The 23,712-nt window shown below is 63.3% G+C and carries 19 protein-coding genes and 1 pseudogene; 9 read left to right on the top strand and 11 right to left on the bottom strand.

Features of this window, described 5'->3' with window-relative positions; genetic code table 11:
• Window positions 1-26: 26 nt before the first annotated feature.
• Together ACP159_RS13435 and ACP159_RS13430 are read right to left on the bottom strand one after the other, a co-directional pair.
• Window positions 27-3,614 carry an AAA family ATPase gene (locus ACP159_RS13435; RefSeq protein WP_425100239.1) on the bottom strand — a complete coding sequence of 1,196 codons (3,588 nt, stop codon included), beginning with the start codon at window positions 3,612-3,614 and terminating at the stop codon, window positions 27-29.
• A gap of 267 nt (window positions 3,615-3,881) precedes the next feature.
• Window positions 3,882-8,588: a DEAD/DEAH box helicase family protein gene (locus ACP159_RS13430; protein WP_425100238.1), complete on the bottom strand. Its 4,707-nt coding sequence runs from the start codon at window positions 8,586-8,588 to the stop codon at window positions 3,882-3,884.
• 305 nt (window positions 8,589-8,893) lie between these two features.
• Between ACP159_RS13430 and ACP159_RS13425 the strand changes: the two genes are divergently transcribed.
• The gene (locus tag ACP159_RS13425) at window positions 8,894-9,922 is read left to right on the top strand and encodes an IS110 family transposase (protein WP_425100237.1); all 1,029 of its coding nucleotides are present in this window, start codon (window positions 8,894-8,896) and stop codon (window positions 9,920-9,922) included.
• Between the two features lie 445 nt (window positions 9,923-10,367).
• Here the strand turns inward: ACP159_RS13425 and ACP159_RS13420 are convergent.
• The 4 genes and pseudogenes from ACP159_RS13420 to ACP159_RS13405 form a co-directional block, all read right to left on the bottom strand.
• A pseudogene (locus ACP159_RS13420) lies at window positions 10,368-10,811 on the bottom strand (IS3 family transposase); the annotation flags it as partial.
• Between the two features lie 43 nt (window positions 10,812-10,854).
• On the bottom strand, window positions 10,855-10,986 hold the full coding sequence (locus tag ACP159_RS13415) for a hypothetical protein (protein WP_425100236.1): 132 nt from the start codon (window positions 10,984-10,986) through the stop codon (window positions 10,855-10,857).
• Between the two features lie 64 nt (window positions 10,987-11,050).
• The gene (locus ACP159_RS13410) at window positions 11,051-12,205 is read right to left on the bottom strand and encodes a CynX/NimT family MFS transporter (RefSeq protein WP_425100235.1); all 1,155 of its coding nucleotides are present in this window, start codon (window positions 12,203-12,205) and stop codon (window positions 11,051-11,053) included.
• A complete protein-coding gene (locus ACP159_RS13405; protein WP_425100234.1) occupies window positions 12,205-12,459 on the bottom strand; it encodes a hypothetical protein in 255 nt (84 codons plus the stop codon). Before ACP159_RS13405 ends, ACP159_RS13410 begins: the two co-directional genes overlap by 1 nt.
• Window positions 12,460-12,639: 180 nt before the next feature.
• Here ACP159_RS13405 and ACP159_RS13400 point away from each other — a divergent pair, with 180 nt between their 5' ends.
• The gene (locus ACP159_RS13400) at window positions 12,640-13,440 is read left to right on the top strand and encodes a LuxR C-terminal-related transcriptional regulator (protein ID WP_425100233.1); all 801 of its coding nucleotides are present in this window, start codon (window positions 12,640-12,642) and stop codon (window positions 13,438-13,440) included.
• Window positions 13,441-13,791: 351 nt separating this feature from the next.
• On the opposite strand, the gene ACP159_RS13395 is transcribed toward ACP159_RS13400, so the two are convergent.
• Window positions 13,792-14,376 (bottom strand): TetR/AcrR family transcriptional regulator, encoded by a 585-nt coding sequence (locus tag ACP159_RS13395; RefSeq protein ID WP_425100232.1) that lies wholly within the window; start codon window positions 14,374-14,376, stop codon window positions 13,792-13,794.
• Window positions 14,377-14,554: 178 nt separating this feature from the next.
• On the opposite strand from ACP159_RS13395, the gene ACP159_RS13390 reads away from it, so the two are divergent.
• The 7 genes from ACP159_RS13390 to ACP159_RS13360 all read left to right on the top strand — a co-directional run bounded on the left by ACP159_RS13390 (window position 14,555) and on the right by ACP159_RS13360 (window position 19,222).
• On the top strand, window positions 14,555-15,103 hold the full coding sequence (locus tag ACP159_RS13390; protein ID WP_425100231.1) for a carboxymuconolactone decarboxylase family protein: 549 nt from the start codon (window positions 14,555-14,557) through the stop codon (window positions 15,101-15,103).
• Between the two features lie 79 nt (window positions 15,104-15,182).
• Complete coding sequence (locus tag ACP159_RS13385; RefSeq protein WP_425100230.1) at window positions 15,183-15,647, top strand: DUF1348 family protein; 465 nt, start codon at window positions 15,183-15,185, stop codon at window positions 15,645-15,647.
• 8 nt (window positions 15,648-15,655) lie between these two features.
• Complete coding sequence (locus ACP159_RS13380; protein ID WP_425100229.1) at window positions 15,656-16,195, top strand: pyridoxamine 5'-phosphate oxidase family protein; 540 nt, start codon at window positions 15,656-15,658, stop codon at window positions 16,193-16,195.
• A gap of 67 nt (window positions 16,196-16,262) precedes the next feature.
• A complete protein-coding gene (locus ACP159_RS13375) occupies window positions 16,263-17,345 on the top strand; it encodes an AraC family transcriptional regulator ligand-binding domain-containing protein (protein WP_425100228.1) in 1,083 nt (360 codons plus the stop codon).
• Window positions 17,346-17,412: 67 nt separating this feature from the next.
• Window positions 17,413-17,703, top strand: a complete 291-nt coding sequence (locus tag ACP159_RS13370; protein WP_425100227.1) for a hypothetical protein — start codon at window positions 17,413-17,415, stop codon at window positions 17,701-17,703.
• Between the two features lie 160 nt (window positions 17,704-17,863).
• Window positions 17,864-18,712, top strand: a complete 849-nt coding sequence (locus tag ACP159_RS13365) for a cysteine hydrolase (protein WP_425100226.1) — start codon at window positions 17,864-17,866, stop codon at window positions 18,710-18,712.
• A 36-nt stretch (window positions 18,713-18,748) separates the two neighbouring features.
• Window positions 18,749-19,222 carry a YHS domain-containing (seleno)protein gene (locus tag ACP159_RS13360; RefSeq protein WP_425100225.1) on the top strand — a complete coding sequence of 158 codons (474 nt, stop codon included), beginning with the start codon at window positions 18,749-18,751 and terminating at the stop codon, window positions 19,220-19,222.
• Between the two features lie 280 nt (window positions 19,223-19,502).
• Here the strand turns inward: ACP159_RS13360 and ACP159_RS13355 are convergent, their stop codons facing one another.
• Genes ACP159_RS13355 through ACP159_RS13340 form a run of 4 tightly spaced genes read right to left on the bottom strand, consistent with a single transcriptional unit; the run spans window position 19,503 to window position 23,690 of the window.
• Window positions 19,503-20,429, bottom strand: a complete 927-nt coding sequence (locus ACP159_RS13355; protein ID WP_425100224.1) for an SMP-30/gluconolactonase/LRE family protein — start codon at window positions 20,427-20,429, stop codon at window positions 19,503-19,505.
• Complete coding sequence (locus ACP159_RS13350) at window positions 20,426-21,361, bottom strand: ABC transporter permease (protein WP_425100223.1); 936 nt, start codon at window positions 21,359-21,361, stop codon at window positions 20,426-20,428. The genes ACP159_RS13355 and ACP159_RS13350 overlap by 4 nt, the downstream gene beginning before the upstream one ends.
• Window positions 21,358-22,281, bottom strand: a complete 924-nt coding sequence (locus ACP159_RS13345) for an ABC transporter permease (RefSeq protein WP_425100222.1) — start codon at window positions 22,279-22,281, stop codon at window positions 21,358-21,360. The genes ACP159_RS13350 and ACP159_RS13345 overlap by 4 nt, the downstream gene beginning before the upstream one ends.
• Window positions 22,281-23,690, bottom strand: a complete 1,410-nt coding sequence (locus ACP159_RS13340) for a sugar ABC transporter ATP-binding protein (RefSeq protein WP_425100221.1) — start codon at window positions 23,688-23,690, stop codon at window positions 22,281-22,283. Before ACP159_RS13340 ends, ACP159_RS13345 begins: the two co-directional genes overlap by 1 nt.
• Between the last annotated feature and the right edge of the window lie 22 nt (window positions 23,691-23,712).

Genomic DNA, 23,712 nt, shown 5'->3' with positions numbered 1-23,712 from the left:
CTGTCGTGCCTCTAACGCATAACTCTCTATAGCCCTAACAGGGTGCGCAGCCGTAGCTCAATATCCGCGGAGTCGATGCCTTTCTCTTCGGTGGTCGTCACAAGGATTCCTACATCTCCTTCACCCTCTTCTTCCGGCAACACCCCCTGAGCGCGATACCAATCCAGCTTCGCTAGCCACCGACGTCGATATGCTGGTTCAGACAGCAGCCCAAGGTGCTCCAGAAAGACGCGCCGACCAGTCTCAGCGTCTTCGATCGTGAAGTCAGGATATCGAACGCTGCCGTCCTGCCCGGTAAAGGGTTGTTCGTAAGCGTAGGTGATCCCAAGACTGTGAAGAAGATTGGCAATAATCACCTCCGATTTTGAGCGCACTAGCTCGCCGCGGGTGGTGCGGTGAATGAGGCCCTCTTCGAGGAAGGACCCGACATGCTCGACAGGCTTGGGATCGGAAAACAGATTGGTCAGCCGACGGGCAGTCTCGGAATGCTCGGATAAAGACAGCTTCAGGAGAGATCGAAGGTCGCCTTGGTGAAAGAGGACGACCTCTTCACGTTGGCGCGTCAGTGCCGTGTAGAGCAATTCGCGTGACAGAAGCCGGCAGGGATTCGGGATAACGATGAAAGTCGTACCAAATTCGCTGCCCTGGGCCTTGTGGATGGTCAATGCATAAGCGAGTTCCAAAGGCGCGTCGCCTTCATCGCCGAAATCACCGCCTCCAAAACCAAACTTGAAACCAAGCTGCGAAGAGAATTCGACTTCGATCTTCCAGGGAAGCCCCTTCGGTTTCCAACTTCTCCCCTTGAACTGTCCCACAACGATTCCGATCTCGCCGTTGGCGAGATAAGCCTTCTCCATTTTTGGATAGACGTCATACCGCCTCGCGTTGGCGACATTGATCACTTTGTCGCCGTAAAGGACGCCTTGTGCGCCCAACGGCTTGCAGGTCTTCCGCTCCCAATATTTTTCTGGCTCGGCCCAAGCACGCGCTTGCCGTCGGAAGGACTTCTGAAGCCATCGATTCAAACCGTCTACTCCGGTCTCGCCAGCGCGCACCGGTGACAGTATCTGCCAAGCTTCGGCGTCGGCGCCGCCACCACGTCGGCGTTCGACCCCCTCGGGGTCTTCTTCCGAACGTGACACGTTGAAGTAGATCGCCTCATTGTATGGGCGACCGCCGAGGCTAATCTCGAATGTGGCGTCGTCCCGCTCGTCGTCGAAGCCTTGCTTCTGCGAAATGGCCCGCGTCGCCGCTTTGATCTCGGCAAGAAGCTTTGTCTGGAGGTCGGTGTCTCCTTCCCAGCGAACAGCTCGAATGCCAGTCGACTTGCCGCTGGCTAGACGATCCCAGGCCTCATCAGCTCCGGGATCGGGAGCCTCTCCCCCGAACCACCGCGACAAGATGATGTCGTCACGAGCCGCTGGCGGCTCTCCGACCGCAACCGATTGCTCGGTCTGACGACGAACGATCTTCAGTTCTGCAAATCCGGCCGGTGCCTGGCTATTTGCGTTGGCATGGTTGTCGTTCAAGTAGCGGACGATGTCGACAAAAGGGCGGCCTGCACCGATTGGCGGGAGCTGCCTCGGATCGCCCACCAAAATCAGTCGCTCGACGGCCGTTGTCTCTATTGCATCAAGGGTGGCCGACAACTGGTCTTCTGTGAGCATCGAGCACTCATCGATGACGACAGTCTTGAAGCCCCGCTCGCGGTTTGCGTCGTCGGTAATGCGGTAGGATCCGGTAAGCGGATCATAGCGTCCGAGTGCCAACAAAAATTGTGCAAGTGTGTAGGCCTGCGCATTGTTGGCCCGCTTTTGCATCTGAACCCGCGCTTTGCCGGTTGGGGCGAGCAGGAGGACCCCACCGGCGGCGACCGAAGGCATCGACAGGAGGGCCGTCAACAGGCTCGTCTTGCCCGTCCCAGCAGGCCCGATCAAAACCGAAAACCGAGACCGGTAGATCTCACCCAGCGCATTGGCTTTTTCGACCCGCGCAAGCTCTTCCGTCTCGGGGTCGCTCGCGTCGATAAACGGCGGAAGCTGTTGGTCGATTAGGGCTCGCCAATCGTGCTCCCCGGCATGTCGTTTGCCCGCGAGGCGACGTTTCACACGTGCCGAGATGATGTCGCGTGCCTGAGCAAACTTCTGGAGCTGCCATGCGGGCGTGCCATCAGCCATCTTGGCGATGACGATCCTTGCCTTCAAGAACGCGTCAAATGCGTCGATCCAATCGGCGCCGATTGCGCATTGTGGAGAAATGTCGAGATCGCGGACCCGTTGCACCAGCCGAGATTGAGGTAGTAGCGTGTGCCCCTCGGTAGCGGCTCGATCAAGCGTGTTGATCATTAAGGCGCGGCCGCGACGGGGATCAATGGCCTCCGAGCAGCGAGAGGGATCAGGTACAGGCACCGATGCCGCAACCGTCGCTTCAGGGAACAATCCACGATCGACTACTGAAGCAGAGATGGGGTCTTTACGTCCGCGGTCGTCTTCGAAGCAAAGATACGGGTTTGCCAGAATTTCAGCGTCGGAAGCCGTAATGCCTGCCCGTTTGCGTTCTTCGGTTACGAACCATCGGCTCGCCTGATCGGCAGTGATCTCGAACCTGGCGAGGAGCTTCAGCAGCGCCCGCCGTTCTGGCTTCAGGCTGCCCCAGAGTTTTGCCGCCGTTGAACCAATTGTCGCTGCCAAATCGGGAGTGAGCATGTTCGGCTCGTGAAGCACCTTTTCGACAAGCGGCCAAGGATCGCGCACCTCCTGAGATCCGTCTGCGTACAGCTTTTGACCAATGGCGTGGGCGACGAGGGTGCCGTGGGTCAATCCGAACGCTGTGAGCGCGGAGCCAAGCCCGGGAAAGGCCCCCCGAAGGCGCCAGATTCGGTTGAGCTGAGTGTCGACCCAGCCCCGAGCGGCAGACCAGTTGCCAGGCACCACCTTTTCAAGCCGCTCCAATAGCGAAGCGCAGGCGAGCAGAACCGTGATCGCCTGGTCATGTGTCACATGCTCCGTACCCATCGAGAAAGCGTCCCAGTGTTCCTCGGGCGCATGGAGCACAAGACTGGACAAATCGATGCTCGGGTCTTTTGCGGCCAGATCGATCAAGTCGTGGTAGGGAAGGAGAAAGCCGTCCTTGATCTCTGGCCGGATCGAGTGATGCAGATTGCGCTCCCACAGGACACAGCGCATCGCATCTGACGGCGCGCCCTTCTCGTAAATGTACTCGACGGAGGGGTCGACCTTGAGAACTCGCCCTACACCGACGATGACCCGCCGCCCGTCATCCGTCAGCGGCGTGCGCTTGGCGTAGAAGAATACAAGAGACTCCTCGGGTGTGATTGCGCCGAAGAACGTGTCGAGCATCGCAAGCTGGTTCCGGCGTTCCTGAACCCAGAGCTTATCGAATTCGAGGTCTGGCTCGAGTTCGGGTCGAAAGTCGATCTTGTAGGCCTTGGCCCGGTCGGGGATTCCGTCGTCCGAATCCTTCATCATCCAAGCGAAGGGAACAGCCGCCGCCGAGAAGGCCGCATGATGAAAGCCGCTTTCCTGGAAATGTTTATATCTGGGATCGTGGCTATACGGGTGGCGGACCCTCCGAGTATAGCCAAAGGGTGCCATGAATGCTCCGCGTTCTGCGGCGCACGCCGGTAACCGAGCGCCCTCGGTATCCCAATTGGCTCCCGCAACACTCGTCTCGAAATCGTCATCCTTGGATTCCGCCACTCTCGGCAGGATCAAGCAGGATGTGTTTCCCCGAGGATTGGCGCAGATCTTCCCCGCCCAACGACTGTCGTGCCATGGCACCCGGACGGAAACATGCATGGTGGGCAAGCGTCTTGCTCCGGCGATCATTGGCATTCCTTTCTGCAGGGCACTCGCGCTGCTTCACGTATCAAAAAAGCGCCTGCAGAAGTGATAGGCGAGCCGATCTTTGAAATTTATGATGTTGTCTTCAACGGTCGTGATCTCACAGTGACCGGTGCCGCCGTTCGCCGGTCCTCTGAGGCCCCGGCCCACCATCTGCATGTAAAGTACGGGGCTGAAGACCGGTCTTGAGATCAGGACCATGTCGGCCTTTGGAGCATCAAAGCCGGTGGTCAACACGCTATGATTGCAGATTACCCGTAAATCACCGGCGCGGAACCGTCGTGTGAAGTGCTGCCTCGCAAGTCGGTCCGTCTCGCCGCTGACAGCGGCAGCAGGGCAACCTGCAAGGTGTAGTCTCGCCGCAAGGTACTGCGCGTGCGCGACAGAGTTGGCGAATAGGAGGATGGACTCCGCCTTGCTTTTCACAATGGCATCAATAATCAAATCGTTTCTGTCGGAGTCTTCGCCCATCCGATCCACGACGCTGTCGGGGAGTTCTCCAAACGTATCGACGTGCTGCTGTTCGCGTTCGGTCAAGTTGATCGGCCTGTCGTAGCGAAGTGGGCGATAACTTCGGTCTGCGAGCACGCCCATCTCGGAGAGTTTGTCGTGAAGGCCAGCCTGGTCAGCTGGAAACCAGCGACGGTCAAAGCGCGCTGCAAGCCGCTCCGACTCGTCCTCGTTGTATCCGCGCCATGGCGTGGCACTGAGTCCGAGAACGGGCGCTTCACGCTCCCGCGCACGTTCACTGCCGACCTGAACATCAAGCCATCGCAACAGGTCCGTGTAGCTCGAGGTTATCGCGTGATGACACTCATCGATGATGATGATCCCGGATTGGGCGACCCATGCCAGTTCGGGACGACCACTACGGCTGTTCAAGGTCTGGATGCTTGCGATTACCACGGTTGGCTCGTCGCCTTCCGGCGGCGAAGGGTTTCGCTGACCGCCCCATAGCCGCACGATGCGGAGGTCTTCGCCGGGCTCTCCCACGTTGACCCAGAGCTGGCGAAAGCACTGGACAGCCTGCTCGCAAAGTTCATCGGTCTGGGCAATCCAGAGTGCAGTTCGACGTCCATCACCCTGCAAGACCAGCCGCACGACAGCCTCGGCGGCGACACGCGTCTTGCCGCCACCTGTGGGCAGGCTGACCACAGCCCGGCGGCGACCGGCGCCGGTGTTGAGAAGCGAACCTATGCTGGCCAGGATATCTTCTTGGTAGTCGTGGAGCGGTGGCAGATGAATGGGCCCGCTGACAGACAATTCAGCATCTCGGCGGCCTCCGACCGAGGCGGCATACTCGATCGGGAAGCCAAGTTCTTGCACGAACACGCGCGCTTGCTCCCCGCCCCAGCGTTTGGGAGGCGCAAGCCCCCAAAGCTCGAGTGCGTCTCTCAGCCTACTGAGCAACGTTGGTCCGTGAACCGCCAGAGCCAACCGGGCGAGGCTCTCCCGATCGACATGGTTCTCTACGGCTTGCCGCGTAGCAGAGGTCAGAGTTCCGAGCAGGGTCTCGATGTCACCGCCAATCGCTTTCAGCAACCTGAGCTCAAGCGACTTCTCATCTCGAACTGCCTTTCGCGTCTCGTCTGACCGGCGATCCATTATGCGAAAAAGGATTTCTTCCAGATCGGCCCCATCCCGGATGATCCCATGGCGCGCGAGGCAGCGAAGCAGCAGTTCGACACCTTCCTTCCAGCCGCGACTGCCGAACTGCTCACGGTCGATGAGGAATGCGCCGTCGGCGTCCATACCGACTGTCACCGCTCGCCTGAGAGGTCCGACACTTTCTTCAAGACCGCTAACCCAGACGGCGGGGATCGTTCCCAACACCTCGGAGTCTTCCAGCGCTGCAGCCAACTCCGGGAAAAGGTCAAGCAGGTAGGACGGTGCCGACAAACGCTTCTCGAATGACATCGATGGCCCGGCGCCAAGCTCCATTGCGCCGGCTGCGACCCATGCCGAAGCAACATTCTCGGACAGCAAGACAATCCTGCCATCGTCGAGATCGTGCCCGACGCTCGGATCGGCGGTTACATAGATTTCCGACAGCGTGAGCGCGCCGTCGGCGCTGGGCAAGCTGGCAGGAATGGCGCCGTCAGCATGTGCCATCTCCCACACTGGCTGCAGGCCCTTGAAATCGCTCTTTCGTTCCGAAAGTGAAGTGAAAATTTGCTCCCAGAAACGGGCAGTGGCTTCGCCCGTGAGTTTGGCCCTGCTCCAAGCGAAGCGTGATCCCAAGTCAGTCTCAGCATCTCGGGCGCGGAGAAAACCTTCAACAGCCTTGAAACCCTGGACTTCAGCCTGACCCAACGTCTCAGCAAGTTCGGGGGAGATACACTTCAACGGCACTACGAGGTTGCCGACGCGTATCCTTCCATGCTCCGTCAGCCAGAAATAGATCGGATGCGGCGCCGTCACCTTCGGGTAGGCGTCCGCACGTGTCGGATGTACGATGGTCGCCTCGGACGCATTCTCGGCGAGTTGCTCGATTGCACCCAAGAGCAGCCGACACAGCTGAGCGGAACTTGCTGAAGGCAGCAAAGGAAGCAGCCGCCATCCTGCCGGCATGCGGATCGAATAGCTTGAGAACTTGGGCAAATATCGCGGCGTGCTTCCGGAGTGCTCCCTGCAAATCTCGTCGAAGGGAGTGCTCAACAAGCGGAGGTAGTTCTTCAGGTTCGGATCGTCTCGATCCACGGACTCCTCGATGCCTGGGAATTCCGTTAACCAGTCTTGTGGAGACGTGGTTTCGATACTCTTCCGAAATTGCGGATCCATCACATGGTCATCAGGAAATCCCGACGAGATCTCGCGTACGATCAGAAGACTGCGGCTTGTCCATTTTCCGGAAATCGCGCGAAACTTGAGCCGCTCCAGATCAAGGTCGTCGATGTATTCTTGACTTGCCTCCTGCGGTGCAGAGGCGATGTTGTGCCAGAAGTTCTCCCAGTCTTCCGGCCGATCGGAGGCCTCCGCGGTTGTCAGGGAGGTTTCCAGGATGTCGGACCATGAGGCAGATGCCAGTTCGGTGACTTGCATCTGATTGACCAGGATGCCCCGGCTCTCATTGTCCGCAGCGATTGCTTCCGCGACCGCAAGAAAGCCTGCAGGCGGTGCTGATCCGGATACAATCACTGCTTCCGAGGGAATGGCCAGACCTCCATCGGCGGTGGGTATCAGGCGTGCTTCGGGAACGCTGAACAGTCCATGTTTGAACTTATCCTTCAGTAGGTTGCCGACGAACGCCAAGGTCTGTCTCGCCATAGCGAGATCTGTGTGCGCAATGCAGTCGAGCCATTTATCGGCGGGCGACTTCGTCAAGACCTGCATGTCCCGGCGCTTTGCTTCAGTCACTAGAGCATTTAACCGCGATACCCTTGCCTCGGACAAATAGCAGTCTGGATGCAGATAACGGTCTCGCGCATCCGCGCTCGCAAGGCCGGCCCACGATCTGCAGATCTCCGTGTCCTCAACAAAATGCCGCAAAAGCTGGCTCGGACTGCGCGATATGCCATTCACGTCAGCCAACACTTCAGACGAAACGATCTGGTCCCAGAGAGACCGGATGAGTGGCACGGCGATTTCGTCCTGCCGTTCCGGTTGCCGCGGGAACGCACTTACGGCGGCCCCACAGTCCTCGGGTGTCGACAACGCCGAGAGAGAGCCGCTTATCAGGTCGGCCGCGGCTTGCATAATCGCTTCGTTCCATGGACCTCGGATCAGGTTGGTCCTGTCACTGTTGAGTTTCCACGGTGCGTTGAGGATGCCCGAAGTGCGGCTTTGCGTTTCTGTCGGGAAGAACGCCCAGAAGCGACCAGCTTGTTCGCGACCACCGACCGGCACCGCCCACGACAGTGGAACCTGTTCCCTTGCCTGGATGTGAGTTGCGTCGGAGCGCGCGGCCGGGCTGTCGACCTTGACCGACGCCTCGAAGACCTTCCATCGGGCCTCGTTCGCTCCGTCGCTCACAACTGCGAGTCCGTCTTCAAACCGCTTGGTCAAGAGACGGGGTGCAGCACCTTCCACTTCCAGCTCGAGGGAGATTGCCGAGGGCAGGAACAGCAGGAACTCGGCCGGGAAATCTGCAATTTCCTGGCTCAGTCGCTCAAACGCGGCCTCATCCGCGATTTCTGCCGTAACGACGGTGGTTGCCCAATACCATCTGCTTGATTTTGATAATGGACTGTTTTCAGCGGCGGAATCCAGCACCTCGGCAAGACGCATGCCGGGTGCGGGTGCATCTTTGGCCAGACCAAGATGTCGACGAATTCGATCACGACAGGCTTCGGGGTCGAAGCGCAGTCCTACAGTTCTGGATGTCAGGTCGACGCGACCGCCCAGCTTGAGCAGCGACTTGAACCCAATCCCAAATCGCCCAATCTGATTGCCACGCTTGGGGGAGCTGCGCGCGTTCAGAAGCGCCACAATTCCTGGTTCATCCAAGGCGGCTCCAGTATTGGCGGCCTCTAGCCGACTGGAGGAGAGACGTACATGGATCCGCCCTTGGGGCTCCGCGGCCTCAAGGATTGCGTCGGCAGCGTTCTGCACCAGTTCGTACAACTGACGATAGGCGTATCCGCCTGACAGGACTTCGTTCTCGGTCTCGAAATGTTCGGCCGCGTCCCGTGGTTGTGCTTCGTAGGCCTTAAGGCGCTTCTGGCATTCGTCATGAACGAACTCTGCGAGTTGCTCTAGATCGGATTCCTGGTTGCGAACATCCATGCACGCCTCAAATACCTTAATGGAAACATCTGCGTAGGCTGTTCCCGCACGCCCTCACCCTGTTTGCCAGACTAGCCGCGAGAGATGGGGAGCGGCAACAGCTTACGAGAGCATCGCCTCTCTAGTTCAGCGACGCAGGTGTCGGGAGCGACGCCATTCATGCAGCGAGGTATCGCGGGGGCTTAATGGTTTCTTTATAAATCAATGACTTGCACTGGAGATGGGGTGGATGCCGCTCTCCCCTGACGGCATCGCGATGTGCCAAACTCGTGGTGTCGAAGCACAAGCTGTAGGAGAGGGCATCCATGGGAGAAGTTAGCATCATCGGCGTCGATCTGGCAAAGAACGTGTTCCAGGTACATGGCGCGGCGGCGGACGGGTCTGTGCTGTTCCGCAAGAAGTTGTCGCGGCCGCAATTTGCACGGTTCATGGTGGACCAGCCGCCGTGCCTGGTTGCGATGGAGGCCTGCGCCAGCGCGCATCATTGGGCACGGGAGATGGCGCGGCACGGACATCAGGTTCGTCTGATCGCGCCGCATTACGTGAAGCCGTTCCTCAAACGGCAGAAAAACGATGCGGCTGATGCCGAGGCGATTGTCGAAGCGGCGCTGCGCCCGACCATGCGTTTCATGGAGCCGAAATCGGCCGACCAGCAGGCGCGCGCCGTCGCGTTCCGCACGCGCGAGCAATTCGTGAAGCAGCGCACCGAGGCCGTGAACGCACTGCGGTCGCATCTTTACGAATTCGGCCATACGGCGCCCGAAGGCATCGGCTACCTGCCGCGCCTCGCGAAGGTCGTCGAGGATCCCGACGCGGATATTCCGGACCTCGCGCGGGACATCTGCCGCATGTTGCTGGAACAGATTGCCCAGTTGACCGGCCGGATAGAAGCGCTGAAGGCGCGGATCGCGGCGATGTCGAACGAGGCCGAGATGCCACGCCAGCTGCAGACGATGCCGGGTGTCGGCCCGATCACCGCGCTCGCGGTCGAAACATTCGCCCCGCCGATGGATCAGTTCCGGCGTGGTCGCGATTTCGCCGCCTGGCTCGGCCTGGTCCCGCGGCAGCATTCCACCGGCGGCAAACAGAAGTTGGGGAAAACCTCGAAGATGGGCCAACGCGATATCCGGCGATTGCTGGTTATCGGGGCCACCGCTGTGATCCGCTGGGCGACGCGGCGTGGGGCTCCGAAGGGGTCATGGCTGGCGCGGATGCTGGAGTGCAAGCCGGTCCCGGTCGTGGCTGTCGCGCTGGCGAACAAGATGGCTCGCGGTATCTGGGCGATGCTGACGCGCGGCGAAAGCTATCGTGGTCCGGTACTGATCGGCGCCTGACGTGGTATCGAACGGGCAACTGGGCCACCGAGTTGTGAGGAAGGCATGATCTGCATGGGCAAATGATCGACATGATCCGGGTCGGGCAAGCCAGAAACCTTCTCCGAGCCTCGAGCTCGCTTTTGGAGATTTGGCCCCGGTCCGCGCATCACCATCCCGGCCAGCGGCGCCAGTCAGCCGCACGAACAGGCCTGACAAAAGACCGCACTCGATCACATGTCCGGAAGATCAGAAACTCCTTGCAAACCGAGCGGCATCCACAAAAGAAGGTTGGATATCAGGCCCATTCCCTCCGCCACTACCCACAGAATTCATTTCATAATTTGGCGCCTGTTCCCCCTGCCTATGGGCTACCCTCAGGATTTGAAGGGCGTAGAGCGTTGGCGTAGGCGTGATCGCATGTCGCGGGCAGAGAAATGCGACACGTCTTCCATGGCAACGCGTTGTCCCGTTTCAGGCGCTTGCGTGGCTTGATCCGCAGGTTCAGCTTCAGTGCGCAGTAGACCCGGTGGACGCGCTTGTTATTCCCATGCCCGCGGATATTGCGAATCCAATGGACGCAAAGGCCCAAGCCCGAGCTCTTCTTCGCCGTCATCAGCCCGACGAGCAGGTCGGTGAACGGTGCATTCTCTCGTCATCGAGCGTGGATCGGTACATTTAACAGGTCCCGCTGACACGGAATGCCCGACACGCCAGCGCGATGCTGACGCCCCTCGGCGCCATCGCTGTCTCGGCGTTCGCCTGCGGCCTCGAACCGCTGGCGCCGCGCGGTCTCAACCAAGGCGTTGAGCCGCCTGGTTGATTTCTTTTCGAACGCCTCCCTCAGCAGGCCGATCCACATGCTGACATGGGCATACCTGCGTTTCAGTCGACGGTTCTTCCCGGCCATCGGGTTCGCGGCGCGCTCGGACCAATGGCCGTTCCCGCTCGCTCTAGGAGATCAGCCTCGCACCAATTCCGCCATATTTGACCCGCCACTCAAACAGCGTGACGGCAGGCACACCGCTCTGCGTCTGGCGCAACTCGCCCATGATCCGGGCTTCCGTGAAACGTGCCTTCTTCATCGTACTCTCCCCGTTCATCCTGACGAGAAAATTCCGCTTCGGCATCCTCCTGAGATCAGGGGAATTACCCGGCAGACCGTGCCTTGATGAGTTTGAATGCAAAGGCCAAGGGAACGACAGCCGCAAAGAGGACCATGGCCAGCCAGATCGGCCCTTGGGCCCGTCCCGTTGCATCCAGGATCGCACCGGCCGCCGGGGGTGTGGCCAGCATGATCGCGTAGTAGACCGTGAAGAAGACCCCCATGCCGAAGGCACGAACCTGAGGCCGCAGGGCAAGACCGGCCAGCGCCATGATCACCCCGGCGGGAGCCATGCCGACCAGTCCGAACAGCAGGCTGGCGACCAATCCCGCCCCGGGGACACCCAGCAGTCCCAGAGCGACCGCGGCGGCGGTCATACACACCGTCAGTACAAGCGTGCGGTGGCCGAGCCGGTCGACGACCTGGCCGCACAGCGCCCCCGAGCCGATCATCAGCCAGCTGCCGACACTGATGATCCCGGCCGCGCCAATGGCAGTCTGCCCAAGGTCCTGCAGAAGCTTCGGGCCGAAGGACAGGTAGGTGACATAGGCCGCGTTGAAGAGACCCCAGGCCCCGGCGGCGCAGAGCACCAGAAGCCACTCCTGCCGGGTCAGTCGCGGCGCCTGCCCGGTGCTCGACGCAGGCTGGCCATCGGGTGTGCGATACACCAGGAAAACGCCCGCTGCCGCCAGCAGGCAATAGACGGATGCGACCTGAAACGGCACGCGCCAATCGAATGTCACGGCGAGCCAGGCATGGCCCACCTGGCCCATGGCGATCCCGAACGGCCAGGACATCACGAGAAGGCTCATCGCGGTTGCCATCTCTCGCCCCTCGAACCAATCGGCCACCATCTTGGTGAAGTAGAGCGTGCTGAACAGGAACCCGGCCCCGGCGACGGCCCGGCCAATCCCGATGCCAAGGCTCCCGGAGGCGAAGGACGATACCAACCCGCCTCCAGCGAGACACAGGAGCCCAAGCACGACCATGTCGCGGTCCGGGACAAGCCGCCCGAGATAGCCCGCAGGCAAGGCCAGTACCAGCCCCGGCGCCATGAACAACCCGATCAGGAGCCCGATGCCCGCATAGTCGAGGCCGAAGGCGACGATCAGATCGTCGCTCACCGAGGCGAGCGTCTGGAACTGGAACCCAAGCCCGATGCGGGCAAGAAACAGCAATGCCAGAATGCGCCAGCGCATCACACCCACCCCAGCCCGCTCAGGGCCTGCACATCGTTCCCGATCCCGGTCCTGTGGGTGATCCTGTTGCCGTCGCCCTGCGCGACACAGGCGCAATCGGCAGGCGTGGCCAGGGCGGGGTCCCGGGTCTCGTCCATGGCGTCGGTCCGACAGGAACAGATCGCGTCTTCGGCACAACATGCCGCGCGGACCTCGCACCCTTTGCCGGTTTCGCAGGCCTCGAAGACTGCCCTGGCGGTGTCGAATGGTGTCATGGCGTTTGCCCTCATGCAGGTGGTTCGCGGTCAGCCTATACGGTCGGCCCCGTGCTGCGTATCGGGCAGATGCAGTAATTTCAGCGGCCGCCCTGCTGTATTCGCCTACAGCAACTGCAGGATTGCCCGGCGGGTGGCGTTTGATACCCTTTGACCGGGATAGCAGACGGATTTTGCCATATGGTCGACGAAACCGAATTGAGCCCGCGTGAAAGGCAGATCGCCGAACGCTATGCTGCCGGGTGCAGCTATCAGGACATCGCGTCTGACCTGCACATCGCGCCCTCGACCGTGCGGACCCACCTGGCGACGATCTATCGCAAGCTCGAGGTGTCCTCCAAGGTCGAACTGGCGGGCCGCCTCGATGGCGTCGCCGCCAGCCCGCGCAGCGATGTGGACCACGCGGCAATCATTTCCGAACTCGCGTTGAGCCTCGAAGAAGCCCTCAGCCGTGAAAAGGCGCTGAGCGAGGTCTTGCGGATCATCGGCGCCTCGCACGGCGATCTGAGCCTCGTGATGCCGGCGATCCTGCGCTACGCCCTGGACCTGTGCGATGCGGAGTTTGGTATCCTGTTCGAATATCGGGAGCACAAGAGGTTTCGGGCCAGCTTTACCCTTGGCATTCCGACCGCCTTTCAGGACTGGCTCGATGAGAATGGCACCTTCAGCGTGAGCGATCAGACCGGGCTTGGCAGGATGGTCTCGCAACGTGCCGTGGTCAACATCATGGATGTGAAATCGGAGGCGCTGTACCGCACGGATGACCCGTTGCGCTTTGCCACGGCGGATCTGGGCGGCGCCCGGTCTTTTGTTGCGATCCCGATGGTGGCCGCAGACCGCCTTGTCGGCGCATTCAGCATCTACAGGCAGTCGGTGCGCCCTTTCTCGGAGGACGCGCTACGGTCCGCACAGATTTTCGCCGCACAAAGCGTGATTGCCTTGGAAAATGCGCGCCTGATCGGCAAGTCCGGGCAACGCTAGAGACGTCTTCAAGGATGGCTCCGTGCCGAACTCGCCCGTGATGCACACATCCGGTGAGGGAATCCTGTCGTAAATCCAGCGCGGGAGGCAAGAGCAGGCCTATCCCCCGGTCTTCAGGACCGGGAACGGGCAAGCCTGCAATGAAGCGTTCACGCGCCGGGGCCCGCCGACGTTCCCCGGGCGGGGCATGGCCCGAAACGTCGAACGCCAGGCCTGCATCGCCGTCCTGAACGGCCAGGTTGCGCCCGGCATCCCTGTCACGGAGGCCCTACAACAGATGTGTCCGGGAAAAGGAGAACCCTGGCCAGCCACCGACTTGGGCAACAGAACCCAGCGCGCCCCAAACTGCGATCACTTTTTCTCGCGGCTGGCGGCAATCAAGGTTACTGCCATCTCCCGCGCCAAACCCGCCGCTTCAGGCATGGATCGAACATGCGCCGTGGCGATGGCACCTTCTTTCAGAAGCGCGAGTTTTTCGGCGAGTTCGGCGGGGCCTCTCAAACCCGCCTCTTTGCAGAGCTTCGTCAGGTATTCGACGACGCGCGTCTTGTGTTCGGCCGCGAGGCGATGGGCGGGATGGGACGGGTCGGAGAATTCGCCCGCGGCATTGATGAAGGCGCAGCCGGAGAAGCCGAGGCCGGGAAAGGCCTTGCCACGAAACCATGTTTCCAGCGCGTCGAACATCGCCAGAAGCCGTTCCTCCGGGTCCGTCGATGCCTTTTCCATTTCGGTCATCAGCCAGTTTCGGAACCGCTCGTCCCGCAGGGTCAGCGCGGCGAGGATCAACTCGTCCTTGGACCTGAAATGCTTGTAGAGCGTCATCTTCGCGACCCCCGATTCGGCGAGGATCGTGTCGATGCCGGTGGCATTGAAGCCGTTCCGGTAGAAAAGTTTCAGGGCGGTTTCGACCAGATGGTCGCGGCGGGACGGGGCCATATCTTTTCCGAATAATCAGACAGTTCTGTCTATATGTGCCGCCTCCAGGCACATTTTTCAAGCAGATTGCGACGCGACCCGCTGATCACATGCCGGTGAAAGGGGTTTGACAAATATACAGACCTGTCTGTTCTATAGGGAGCGCACCAAGCGCCATTCCCAAGACAGGAGACATCAAATGACCCGCATTGCCCTTCCCGACACCATCGACGACGCCCCGATTGCCGCCCGCCCCGCGCTGGAGGCCGTGAAGGCGTCGCTCGGCTCCGTGCCCAACCTGTTCCGCCTCACCTCGAACAGCCCCGCCGCCTTGCAGGGCTACCTCGGGCTGAGCGGAGCGCTCGCCAAGGGGGACTTGCCCGCCGCCACCCGTGAACGCATCGCGCTCGCCGTCGCTGAGCGCAACGGCTGCGACTATTGCCTTGCCGCACACAGCTACCTCGGCAAAGCCGTGGCAAAACTCGACGATGCCGAGATCGCCGCAAACCGGCGGGGCGGATCGACAGATCCCAAAGCGGATGCCGCCGTGCGGTTCGCGGTCAGGCTGGTCGAAGCCCGTGGCACCGTGAGTGAAGCCGATGTCGAGGCCGTGCGGATGGCCGGATACAGCGACGCGCAGATTGTCGAGATCGTGGCCCATGTCGCGCTGAACACGCTGACCAATTACCTCAACGAAGCCTTCGGCACGCCGATCGACTTCCCCGCCGTATCGCGCAGCGCCGCGTAAACCCTCCCCCCTGGGGCGTCCCGGTTTCCTCCCTCCCCTGTTGCCGCCGGGACGCCCACCTTGACCAAGGAAAAATCCCATGACCCGTCCCCCGCTTCCCCCTTTCGATGCCGAAAGCGCCGCCCGCAAGGTCCGGCTCGCCGAAAACGCCTGGAACGGGCGCCAGCCCGAACAGGTGGCAGCCGCCTACACGCCCGACAGCCAGTGGCGCAACCGCGCCGAACATCTGTCGGGCCGCGCCGCCATCACCGCCTTCCTGACCCGGAAATGGCAGCGCGAACACGACTACCGCCTGATCAAGGAGCTTTGGGCCCATGACGGCAACCGCATCGCCGTGCGTTTTGCCTACGAGTACCGCGACGACAGCGGCCAATGGTTCCGCGCCTATGGCAACGAGAACTGGGACTTCGCACCCGACGGCCTGATGCAGCGCCGGATCGCGTCGATCAACGACCTGCCGATTTCCGCGGACGACCGCCTGATGCACTGGCCGCAAGGGCCGCGTCCGGACGGCCATCCCGGCCTGTCCGACCTTGGATTGTGAGGATCACCATGGCCAGCGCCTATGCCCACATCGCCTTCACCCCCGCCGTCCGGGCGGAGCAGCACCGTCTGGGGTCGGCGCATCTCTATGACCGCGCCCTCGCGAACGACACCCGCACCGGGGCCTGGCTCGGCCCGCGCGAGACCGCTTTCATCGAGGCCCGCGACGGCGTCTTCCAGGGCACCGTGACCGAGGATGGCTGGCCCTATGTCCAGTTCCGGGGCGGTGCGCCCGGCTTTCTCAAGGTTCTGGACGCGCAGACCATCGCATACGCCGACTACAGCGGGAACCGCCAGTACATCAGCACCGGCAACCTGCGCGGCAATGACCGCATCTCCATCCTGGCCATCGACTTCGCCCGGGCGCGGCGTCTGAAGCTGCTGGGCCGTGCCACGATCAGCGAGGACCCTGCCCTGATCGCGCGCCTGCAAGGCGATGGCCCGATGGCGGAACGGGCCGTGGTGATCGCGGTCGCGGCCTTCGACTGGAACTGTTCCCGCCATATCCCGCGCCGCCTGACCGAGGCGGAGCATCGCGCCCTCCCCTGACACGCCCTGAGCCGCTTCCACCCGGAGGCGGCTTTTCCTTGTCCACCCCCACTCACCGGAGTCTGCCATGCCCACCGTCACCGCTGCCTTCGTCCATGCCCTCGCCAAGACTGTCGGCCTGTCCTTGCACCCGGACGGCACGGTCCTGTCCGATGCGGTCCCCGTGTTGCGCCTGTCGCCGCTGCCGGACGGTCGCATCGGGGACCGCGAGTTCTTCGAGCTGATCGACTGGATCGAAACCCGCCATTACGACCGTGTCGCGCTGGTCGACGCCTATGCCCGGTCCATCCGGATGGACGATCTCGGCGTTCTGGGGCTGGCGATAAAGGCCGCACCGACGCTGCGGGCGTCGCTGGTGCGGTTGGAACGGTATTTCCGTCTGTTGACCGACACCGCCACCTATCGTCTCGACGAAACCGGGCCCGAACCGCAGGTGGTTCTGGAGATCTGCACCGGGGACCACCGCGCCCTGTCGCTGCGCAACGAATGCGCACTGGCCGGGCTGGTCCACAATGCACGGGCTTTTGTCGACGGGCCTCTAGCCCCGGTGCGTGTCAGCTTCCGCCATGCCTCCCGCTGCGATCCGGCGCGCTATGCCGCAACCTTCGGCTGCCCCGTGATCTTTGGCGCGGATCGGGACGCTGTCGTCCTGTCTGAAGCGGCGCTTCGGATGCCGAACCGGCTGGGCGACGACGCACTGTCGGATTATCTCACGCGGCACCTCGACACCGAGTTCGGCACCGTCAGCGCCGGAAGCACGCTGCGCGACGACCTGTGCCGCCGCCTGTCGTCGGCGCTCAGCACCGGCGTGCCGCAGGCCGCCACGCTGGCCCGCGACATGGGCATGAGCGAACGCACCTTCTTTCGCCGGCTTTCCGACGAGGGGACGACGTTTCGGGACGTGGTGCAGGACGTGCAGATCGGTCTGGCGCGGGAGCTTCTGCAAAGGGGCGATTGCAGCATTGCCGAAGTCGCCTTCCTGACCGGCTTCTCCGAACAAAGCAGCTTTGGCCGTGCCTTCAAACGCCGGGTCGGACAGGCTCCGGCACAGTACCGCAGCGCCGCGCTCGGGACACCGCGGGGACAGGTGGCAGAGACGGTCCAAAGGCTGGCAGGGCGCGTCGATACCGGCGAGCGGGCCACGGTCTAATCTGGCTTCATCACCGGGAAGGCCAGGCGCTTTCCTGAAAGAAACCGGAAACCGAAAGGATTTTCACATGCGCTCCACCGCAGTCCTCCGCCCGGCAGACCCGTCCTGCGGCGCCTGGCGCCACCCTGCCCGCCCGCGTCCGGGCCGCGCCCTGTTCAATGAAGCGGTGCAGCTGCTCGCCATGGCCGCCGCCGCGGCGCTGGCCACGGGGGTCATCACAACCCTGATCCTGATGTCCGGCCCGGTCCGGGCGCAGGATGCCAGGCTGCCCGACACGGACCAGAGCCCGATAAGCGAGCCGTCCGACCCGACGTGGCCACCGCGTTGCGCCTGCGTCCTGCCGGCGGACATCGACTGATGGTGTCTGGCTGCTGACAAGCCACCGACCCGGTCCCGACCGGGACCATACCCACCGCCCAACGCGAGACAAGATCTCGACCGCGACGTTCCTGCGCGCGCGCCGGGATGGTGCGTGCCCGCCTTTTCCCAAGACCCAAACCAAGAAGGAGAGAAAGACCATGACCCACGAAAGACACGAAACCTGCGGATGCGATGCGACACCGGAGCGTGTCGACACGGCGCGCCGCCGCCTGCTGGCCGGGGCTGCGGCGACCGGGGCAACGGCGCTGGCCGCCGGTGCCGCCCGAGCCGCAACGCCCGCCGCCCGCGCGGCCTATGCCGACCCGGACACGCCCGGCCTGCCGCAGATCGACATGGAGATCGCGCCCGGCCGCACCGCGCTGGTGGTAACCGATCCGCAGATCGACTTCCTGTCCGAGGACGGCGTGACCTGGGGCGTCGTCGGCGAAAGCGTGACCGAACAGGGCACGGTCGACAATATCGAGCGCCTCTTCGTGGCCGCAAAGGCGGCGGGGATGCCGGTGTTCATCTCGCCGCATTACTACTACCCGCACGACCACCGCTGGCATTTCGAAGGCACCCTCGAAAAGACCATGCACGGCATCGGCATGTTCGACCGTCCGGATGCCCTGTCGCTCGACGGGTTCGACGGATCCGGCGCGGACTGGATGCCACAGTACAAGCCGTACATCGAGGATGGCGAGACCATCGTCTGTTCGCCGCACAAGGTCTACGGGCCCGCTCAGAACGACCTGAACCTGCAGCTGCGCAAGCGCGGTATCGACAAGGTCATCCTCGCCGGCATGTCCGCCAACCTGTGCACCCAGGCGCACCTCTACGAGCTGCTCGAGCTGGGCTACGAAGTCGCCGTCGTGCGCGATGCCACCGCCGGGGCAAAGGTCCCCGAGGGCGACGGCTATCTCGCTGCCATCATCAATTTCCGAATGGTCGCCAATGGCGTGTGGTGGACGGACGACGCCGTCTCCCGCATCGCCCGTGGCGCCTGACCTCCCCTCCCCAACCTCCAGAAAAGGAACCTTTCCATGAAACTGACTGCCCTTGTGACCACGACCTTGCTTGCGCTCTCTTCCGCCGCCTTTGCCGCCGACGAGGTGAACGTTTCGAACGGCCTGACTCTGACGGGCAACCCGCTGGGCCTGCACGGCTTCGACCCGGTGTCGATGTTCCGCTCCGACGCGCCGATGATCGGTGACGCCGGGTTCACCTCCGCGCATGACGGTGTCGACTACTATTTCGCGACCGCCGAGGCACAGGCCGCGTTCGACGCCGACCCGGCGGCACTTCTGCCGCAGTTCGGCGGGTTCTGCGCCTTCGGTGTCTACGTCGGCAAGAAGCTGGACGGGGATGTGCGCTATGCCGACATCGTGGACGGCAAGCTCTACCTGTTCGTGAACCAGTCCATCTTCGAGAAGTACCTCGAGGACAAGCAGACCGTGATCGACGGGGCCTTTGAAAAGTGGCCTGGGATCATGGCGACGCCGGTCGGCGACCTCTGATCGACAGGACCGGGCCGCGACGCCATTCGCGGCCCGGTTGACACTGCGCCGGCTGCCCGCCGGGCCGAAATCACGAGGCAGTCGACGTCACACCACGGCCCGCACCCAAAATGCGTCTGCGAACCGCAATTGCGCTGCAACGTCGGTGGGCAGGACTGCTCATCCTGTCCAGCGACCCTGCAGAGGTCTCGGCATCTCTATCCCTCAGTCAAGACACGACCAGCCCCGGCGGCGATGTCTCGTTTCTCCCGAGCCTGCGGCACATACGCGGGCCTATGGGTCAGCCGCGCCCCCGGGTCCAGGGCTCCGCCCCTTCCGCATCGACGAAGACCCGATAGACCGAGGTCGTCGCGGTAATGAACATCCGCCGCCCGTCCGGCCCGCCGAAACACAGGTTCGATACCAGTTCCGGCACGAGGATCTTGCCAAGCAGCGTGCCGTCCGGGGCAAAGCAATGCACCCCGTCCGCCGCCGACGACCACAGGTTGCCCGTGCTGTCGCAGCGGATGCCGTCCGGCAGGCCGGTGTCGATGGTGGCAAAGACGCCGCGGTCGGTCAGCGTCCCGTCTACATGGGCAAACTTCCGGATCACGCTGGGCACCGCGTCATCATGGCTCGACCCGCTTTCGGCAATGTATAGCATCTTCTCGTCCGGCGAGAAACACAGCCCGTTCGGCTGCGCGAAATCGTTGACCGCGAGGCTCATCGTCCCATCCGACGCAACCCGGTAGACGCCGCGCACCGGCTGTTCCGGCTCGGCGCGATAGCCTTCGAAGTCCGAGATGATGCCGTAGGTCGGATCGGTGAACCAGATCGCGCCATCAGCACTCACCACGACGTCGTTCGGCGAGTTGAGCCGCTTGCCCTGCCATTCTGAGGCCACGACCGTGAGGCCTCCGTCATGCTCCGTGCGCACCACGTCCCGAGACCCGTGGCGGCAGCCGATCAGCCGCCCCTTCCGGTCCCGCGTGTTGCCGTTGTTGAAGCCACTCTCGCCCCGATACAGCGTCACGCCGGTCGTCTCCGACCATTGCATGATCCGCCGCGAGGGAATGTCGGAGAACAGCAAGGCGTCGCGGTCGCCGAACCAGACCGGCCCTTCGGTCCAGGTGAAACCCTCGGCGATCCGCTCCAGTTTCGACATCGGATGCGTCAGTGCCCGGAAGCGGTCGTCATGCACCTCGAGATGCGGGGGAAGGGTAATCATGAGCGGCTCCTCCGGGCGCTGGCGGCGATGACGATGGCAATGATGATGGCACCGGTCAGGACGTTCTTGATCCCTGCGCCCGCGCCGTAGCTGTTGAGCATGGAGACCACGAGGAACATGAACAACGCCGCGCCGAGCACGCCCGGCACGTTGGAATTGCCCCCGGCGATGGAGCTGCCGCCGATCACCACCACGGCGATGGACATGAGCAGGTACTCCGCCCCCATGTTGAGCGCCGCGCCGCCTGAGAAGCTGGCCAGCAGGTAGCCCGCCAGCGCCGCGAACACGGCCACGCCAAGATAGGTCGCGGCGCGGACGGCCTGCACCGGGACCCCGGCGAGGCGGGCGGCGCGGGCATTCTGTCCGGCGGCCAGAAGCCAGCGGCCCCAGACGGCGCGTTCCAGCAGCACCCAGACCGCAACGGCAAGCACCAGGGCCACCCAGGCGACATTCGGCACGCCAAGGAAGCGCCCGGTGGCGAAATCGGCGAGGCCCTCCGGCGGCTTGATCCGAAGGCCGCGATTGGACCAGATCGCAAGCGACTGATATATCAGCGAAGCGGCCAGCGTGGCGATGATAGGCGGCAAGCGCAGCAGCCAGATCAGCGCGAAGTTCGCGCAGCCGACGCCAAGCCCGGTGGCCAGCGCCACGGCAAGGCCAAGGATGGCGGTGCCGGGATCGCTGCCCATGACCTTCAGCGCCAGGGTGGCGGAGAGGGTCATGCAGGCCGGAATGGACAGGTCGACATTGCCCGGCCCGAGGGTGATCACCAGCATCTGCCCCATGCCGACAATGGCGGCGAAGGCGCCGAAGCTGAGCGCGGCATAGGCCAGCTCGTGCGCCCCCCGCCCGGAGGTCAGCGCCAGCGTCGCGGCAAAGGCCAGAGCGGCGGCGATCCAGGCCCAGGCCCAGGGTTTCAACGGCCCGCTCATGCTGCCACCCCCCGGCGCGAGAACAACAGCCGCGCGGTCAGGACCAGGATCAGGATCGCGCCCTGCGCCCCGATCTGCCAGTCCGGCGAGAGTCGCAGGAAGGACAGGAAGGAGGCGGCGAGGGTCAGGGTCAGCGCCCCGATGACCGCCCCCACGGGCGAGACCTTTCCGCCGATGAACTCACCGCCGCCGAGGATCACCCCGGCGATGCTCAGCAGCGTGTAACGCAGGGCGATATTGGCATCGGCGGAGGTGGTCAGCCCGACCAGCGCCATGCCCGCCAGCACGCCGAACAGGCCGGAGAGCGCATAGGCGGAGGCTTTCAGCACCGTGAGGTTCCAGCCCGCCCGCGCGATGGAGCGGGCATTGCCACCTACCCCGCGCAGCAGCGTGCCGAGCCGCGAGCGGATCACCAGGGCATGGGTCACGGCAGCAATCAGGATCGCCGCGACCACGGCCATGGGCATCAGCGGCGGCTTGACGGTCATCAGCGTCCGCAGCCACCCGGGCGAGGCCCCGCCCGGCGTCGGCAGCAGGAACAGCGCCAGCCCGCCCCAGACGAAGGACATGCCGAGCGTCACAACGATGGCTGGCAGGTCGAGTACATGGATCACCGCTCCCATCAGCGCATAGGCTGCGATCAGCGCCAGCAGGATCAGCACCCCGACCATGGGCGCGTCGTTGAGGAAGGTCGCCGTCACGCAAGCGACGAGGCTGACAAAAGCCCCGAGCGACAGGTCGATGTCATTGACCATGATCACCATCATCTGTGCAATCGTGGCCAGCGCGATCGGCACCGCGAGGTTGAACAGCAGGTTCAGGCCGAAATAGCTCATCGCCCGCGGCTGCATGTAGAAGGTCAGCGCCAGCAGCACGGCGAGCGAGATCACCGGCAGGATGATACGATACCGGGCGAGCATCAGGAGGCCTCCTGCATTTCGAAGGAGGCTTCGAGAATGCGCTCCTCGGTGATTGCCTCGCCGGTCAGTTCCGCGCTGATCTCGCCATTGCGGAAGACAAAGACACGGTCGCACTGGCAGACTTCCTCGGTCTCTGTCGAGTACCACAGGAAGGTCCGCCCCTTCGCGGCTTCGGCACGGATCATGGCATAGACGTCCTGCTTCGTGCCCACATCGACGCCGCGCATCGGATCGTCCATGACGACAACCGGAGCATCGGAGGCCAGCGCACGGGCAAAGAGCACCTTCTGCTGATTGCCGCCGGAGAGGGAGAGGATGGGATTGGTCAGATCGTCCGTGCGGATGCCGATGCGCGTCTTCCAGTCTTCTGCAAGGCGGCGCTCGGCGGCACGGTCCACAAGGCCGCGCGTGGCATCACGTCCAAGCACGGAGATCGAAATGTTGCGCAGGATCGACCACAGCGGCAGCACGCCGTCGCGGGGCCGGTCCCCGGCAACGAAGACCGCCTTTGCCGCCCTGCCCGCCCGCCAGTCGGAGGTCTGCGCGAGGTAGAGCCGCGCCAGCGCCGCCGCCTGCCCGTGCCCGGCCAGCCCCGAAAGGCCGACCACCTCGCCGCGCCGCGCCTCCAGACCTTCGGCCCGGATCACGACATCGCCGATCGTCGCCCGCGCCGCCTGCCGCGTCGCGGCCTCGCTGGCGACATGGCCCATGGCATCCACCAGCCCCTGCCGGGTAAACGCCTCTGCGGGGCGGTCCGCGACGACCTTGCCGTCCTTGAGGACGACGATCCGGCTCGACACGTCGAAAATCTCGCCCAGCATGTGGGAAATGAAGATCACCGCCCCGCCCGCGGCGCAGAACGCCCGCACATGGCTCAGCAGTTGCCGCGCTATTCCGGCATCGAGCGACGACGTCGGCTCGTCGAGGATCACCAGACGCGCCGCGCCGCCCCGGGGGGCAAAGCCGATGGCGATCTCCACCATCTGCCGCTCCGCGATGCTGAGCGTGTCCACCTCCGCATCGGTGTCGATGCCGTGGCCGGGAAACACGCTGTCGAGCGCCGCACCGATCTCCGCCCGCGCCGGACGGCGCCAGCCGATGCCCTTCAGCGCCGGATGCGCCATGGCGAGATTCTCCGCCACGGTCAGGTTCGGACAGAGCGAGAGTTCCTGAAAGACCGAGCGCACGCCCTCCCGGCCAAGCGGAAACGCAACCTCGCCCGAGGACGGCCCGAAGGTGCCGTTGATCAGGTTCACCAGCGTCGACTTGCCCGCGCCGTTGTGGCCCACGAGGCCGAGGCATTCGCCCGGCGTCACCGCCAGCGACACCCCGTCCAGCGCCTTGACCGGGCCGAAATGCTTTGCCGCCGCGGTCAGGCTGACCACGGCCGTCGTCTGTAGATCGTTCATGCCTGTTCCGCGTCAGAAAGGG

It is taken from the genome of Tropicibacter sp. S64, assembly GCF_049803835.1.
Classification (GTDB): domain Bacteria; phylum Pseudomonadota; class Alphaproteobacteria; order Rhodobacterales; family Rhodobacteraceae; genus Pacificoceanicola.
This window is presented reverse-complemented; position numbering and strand designations above follow the sequence as displayed.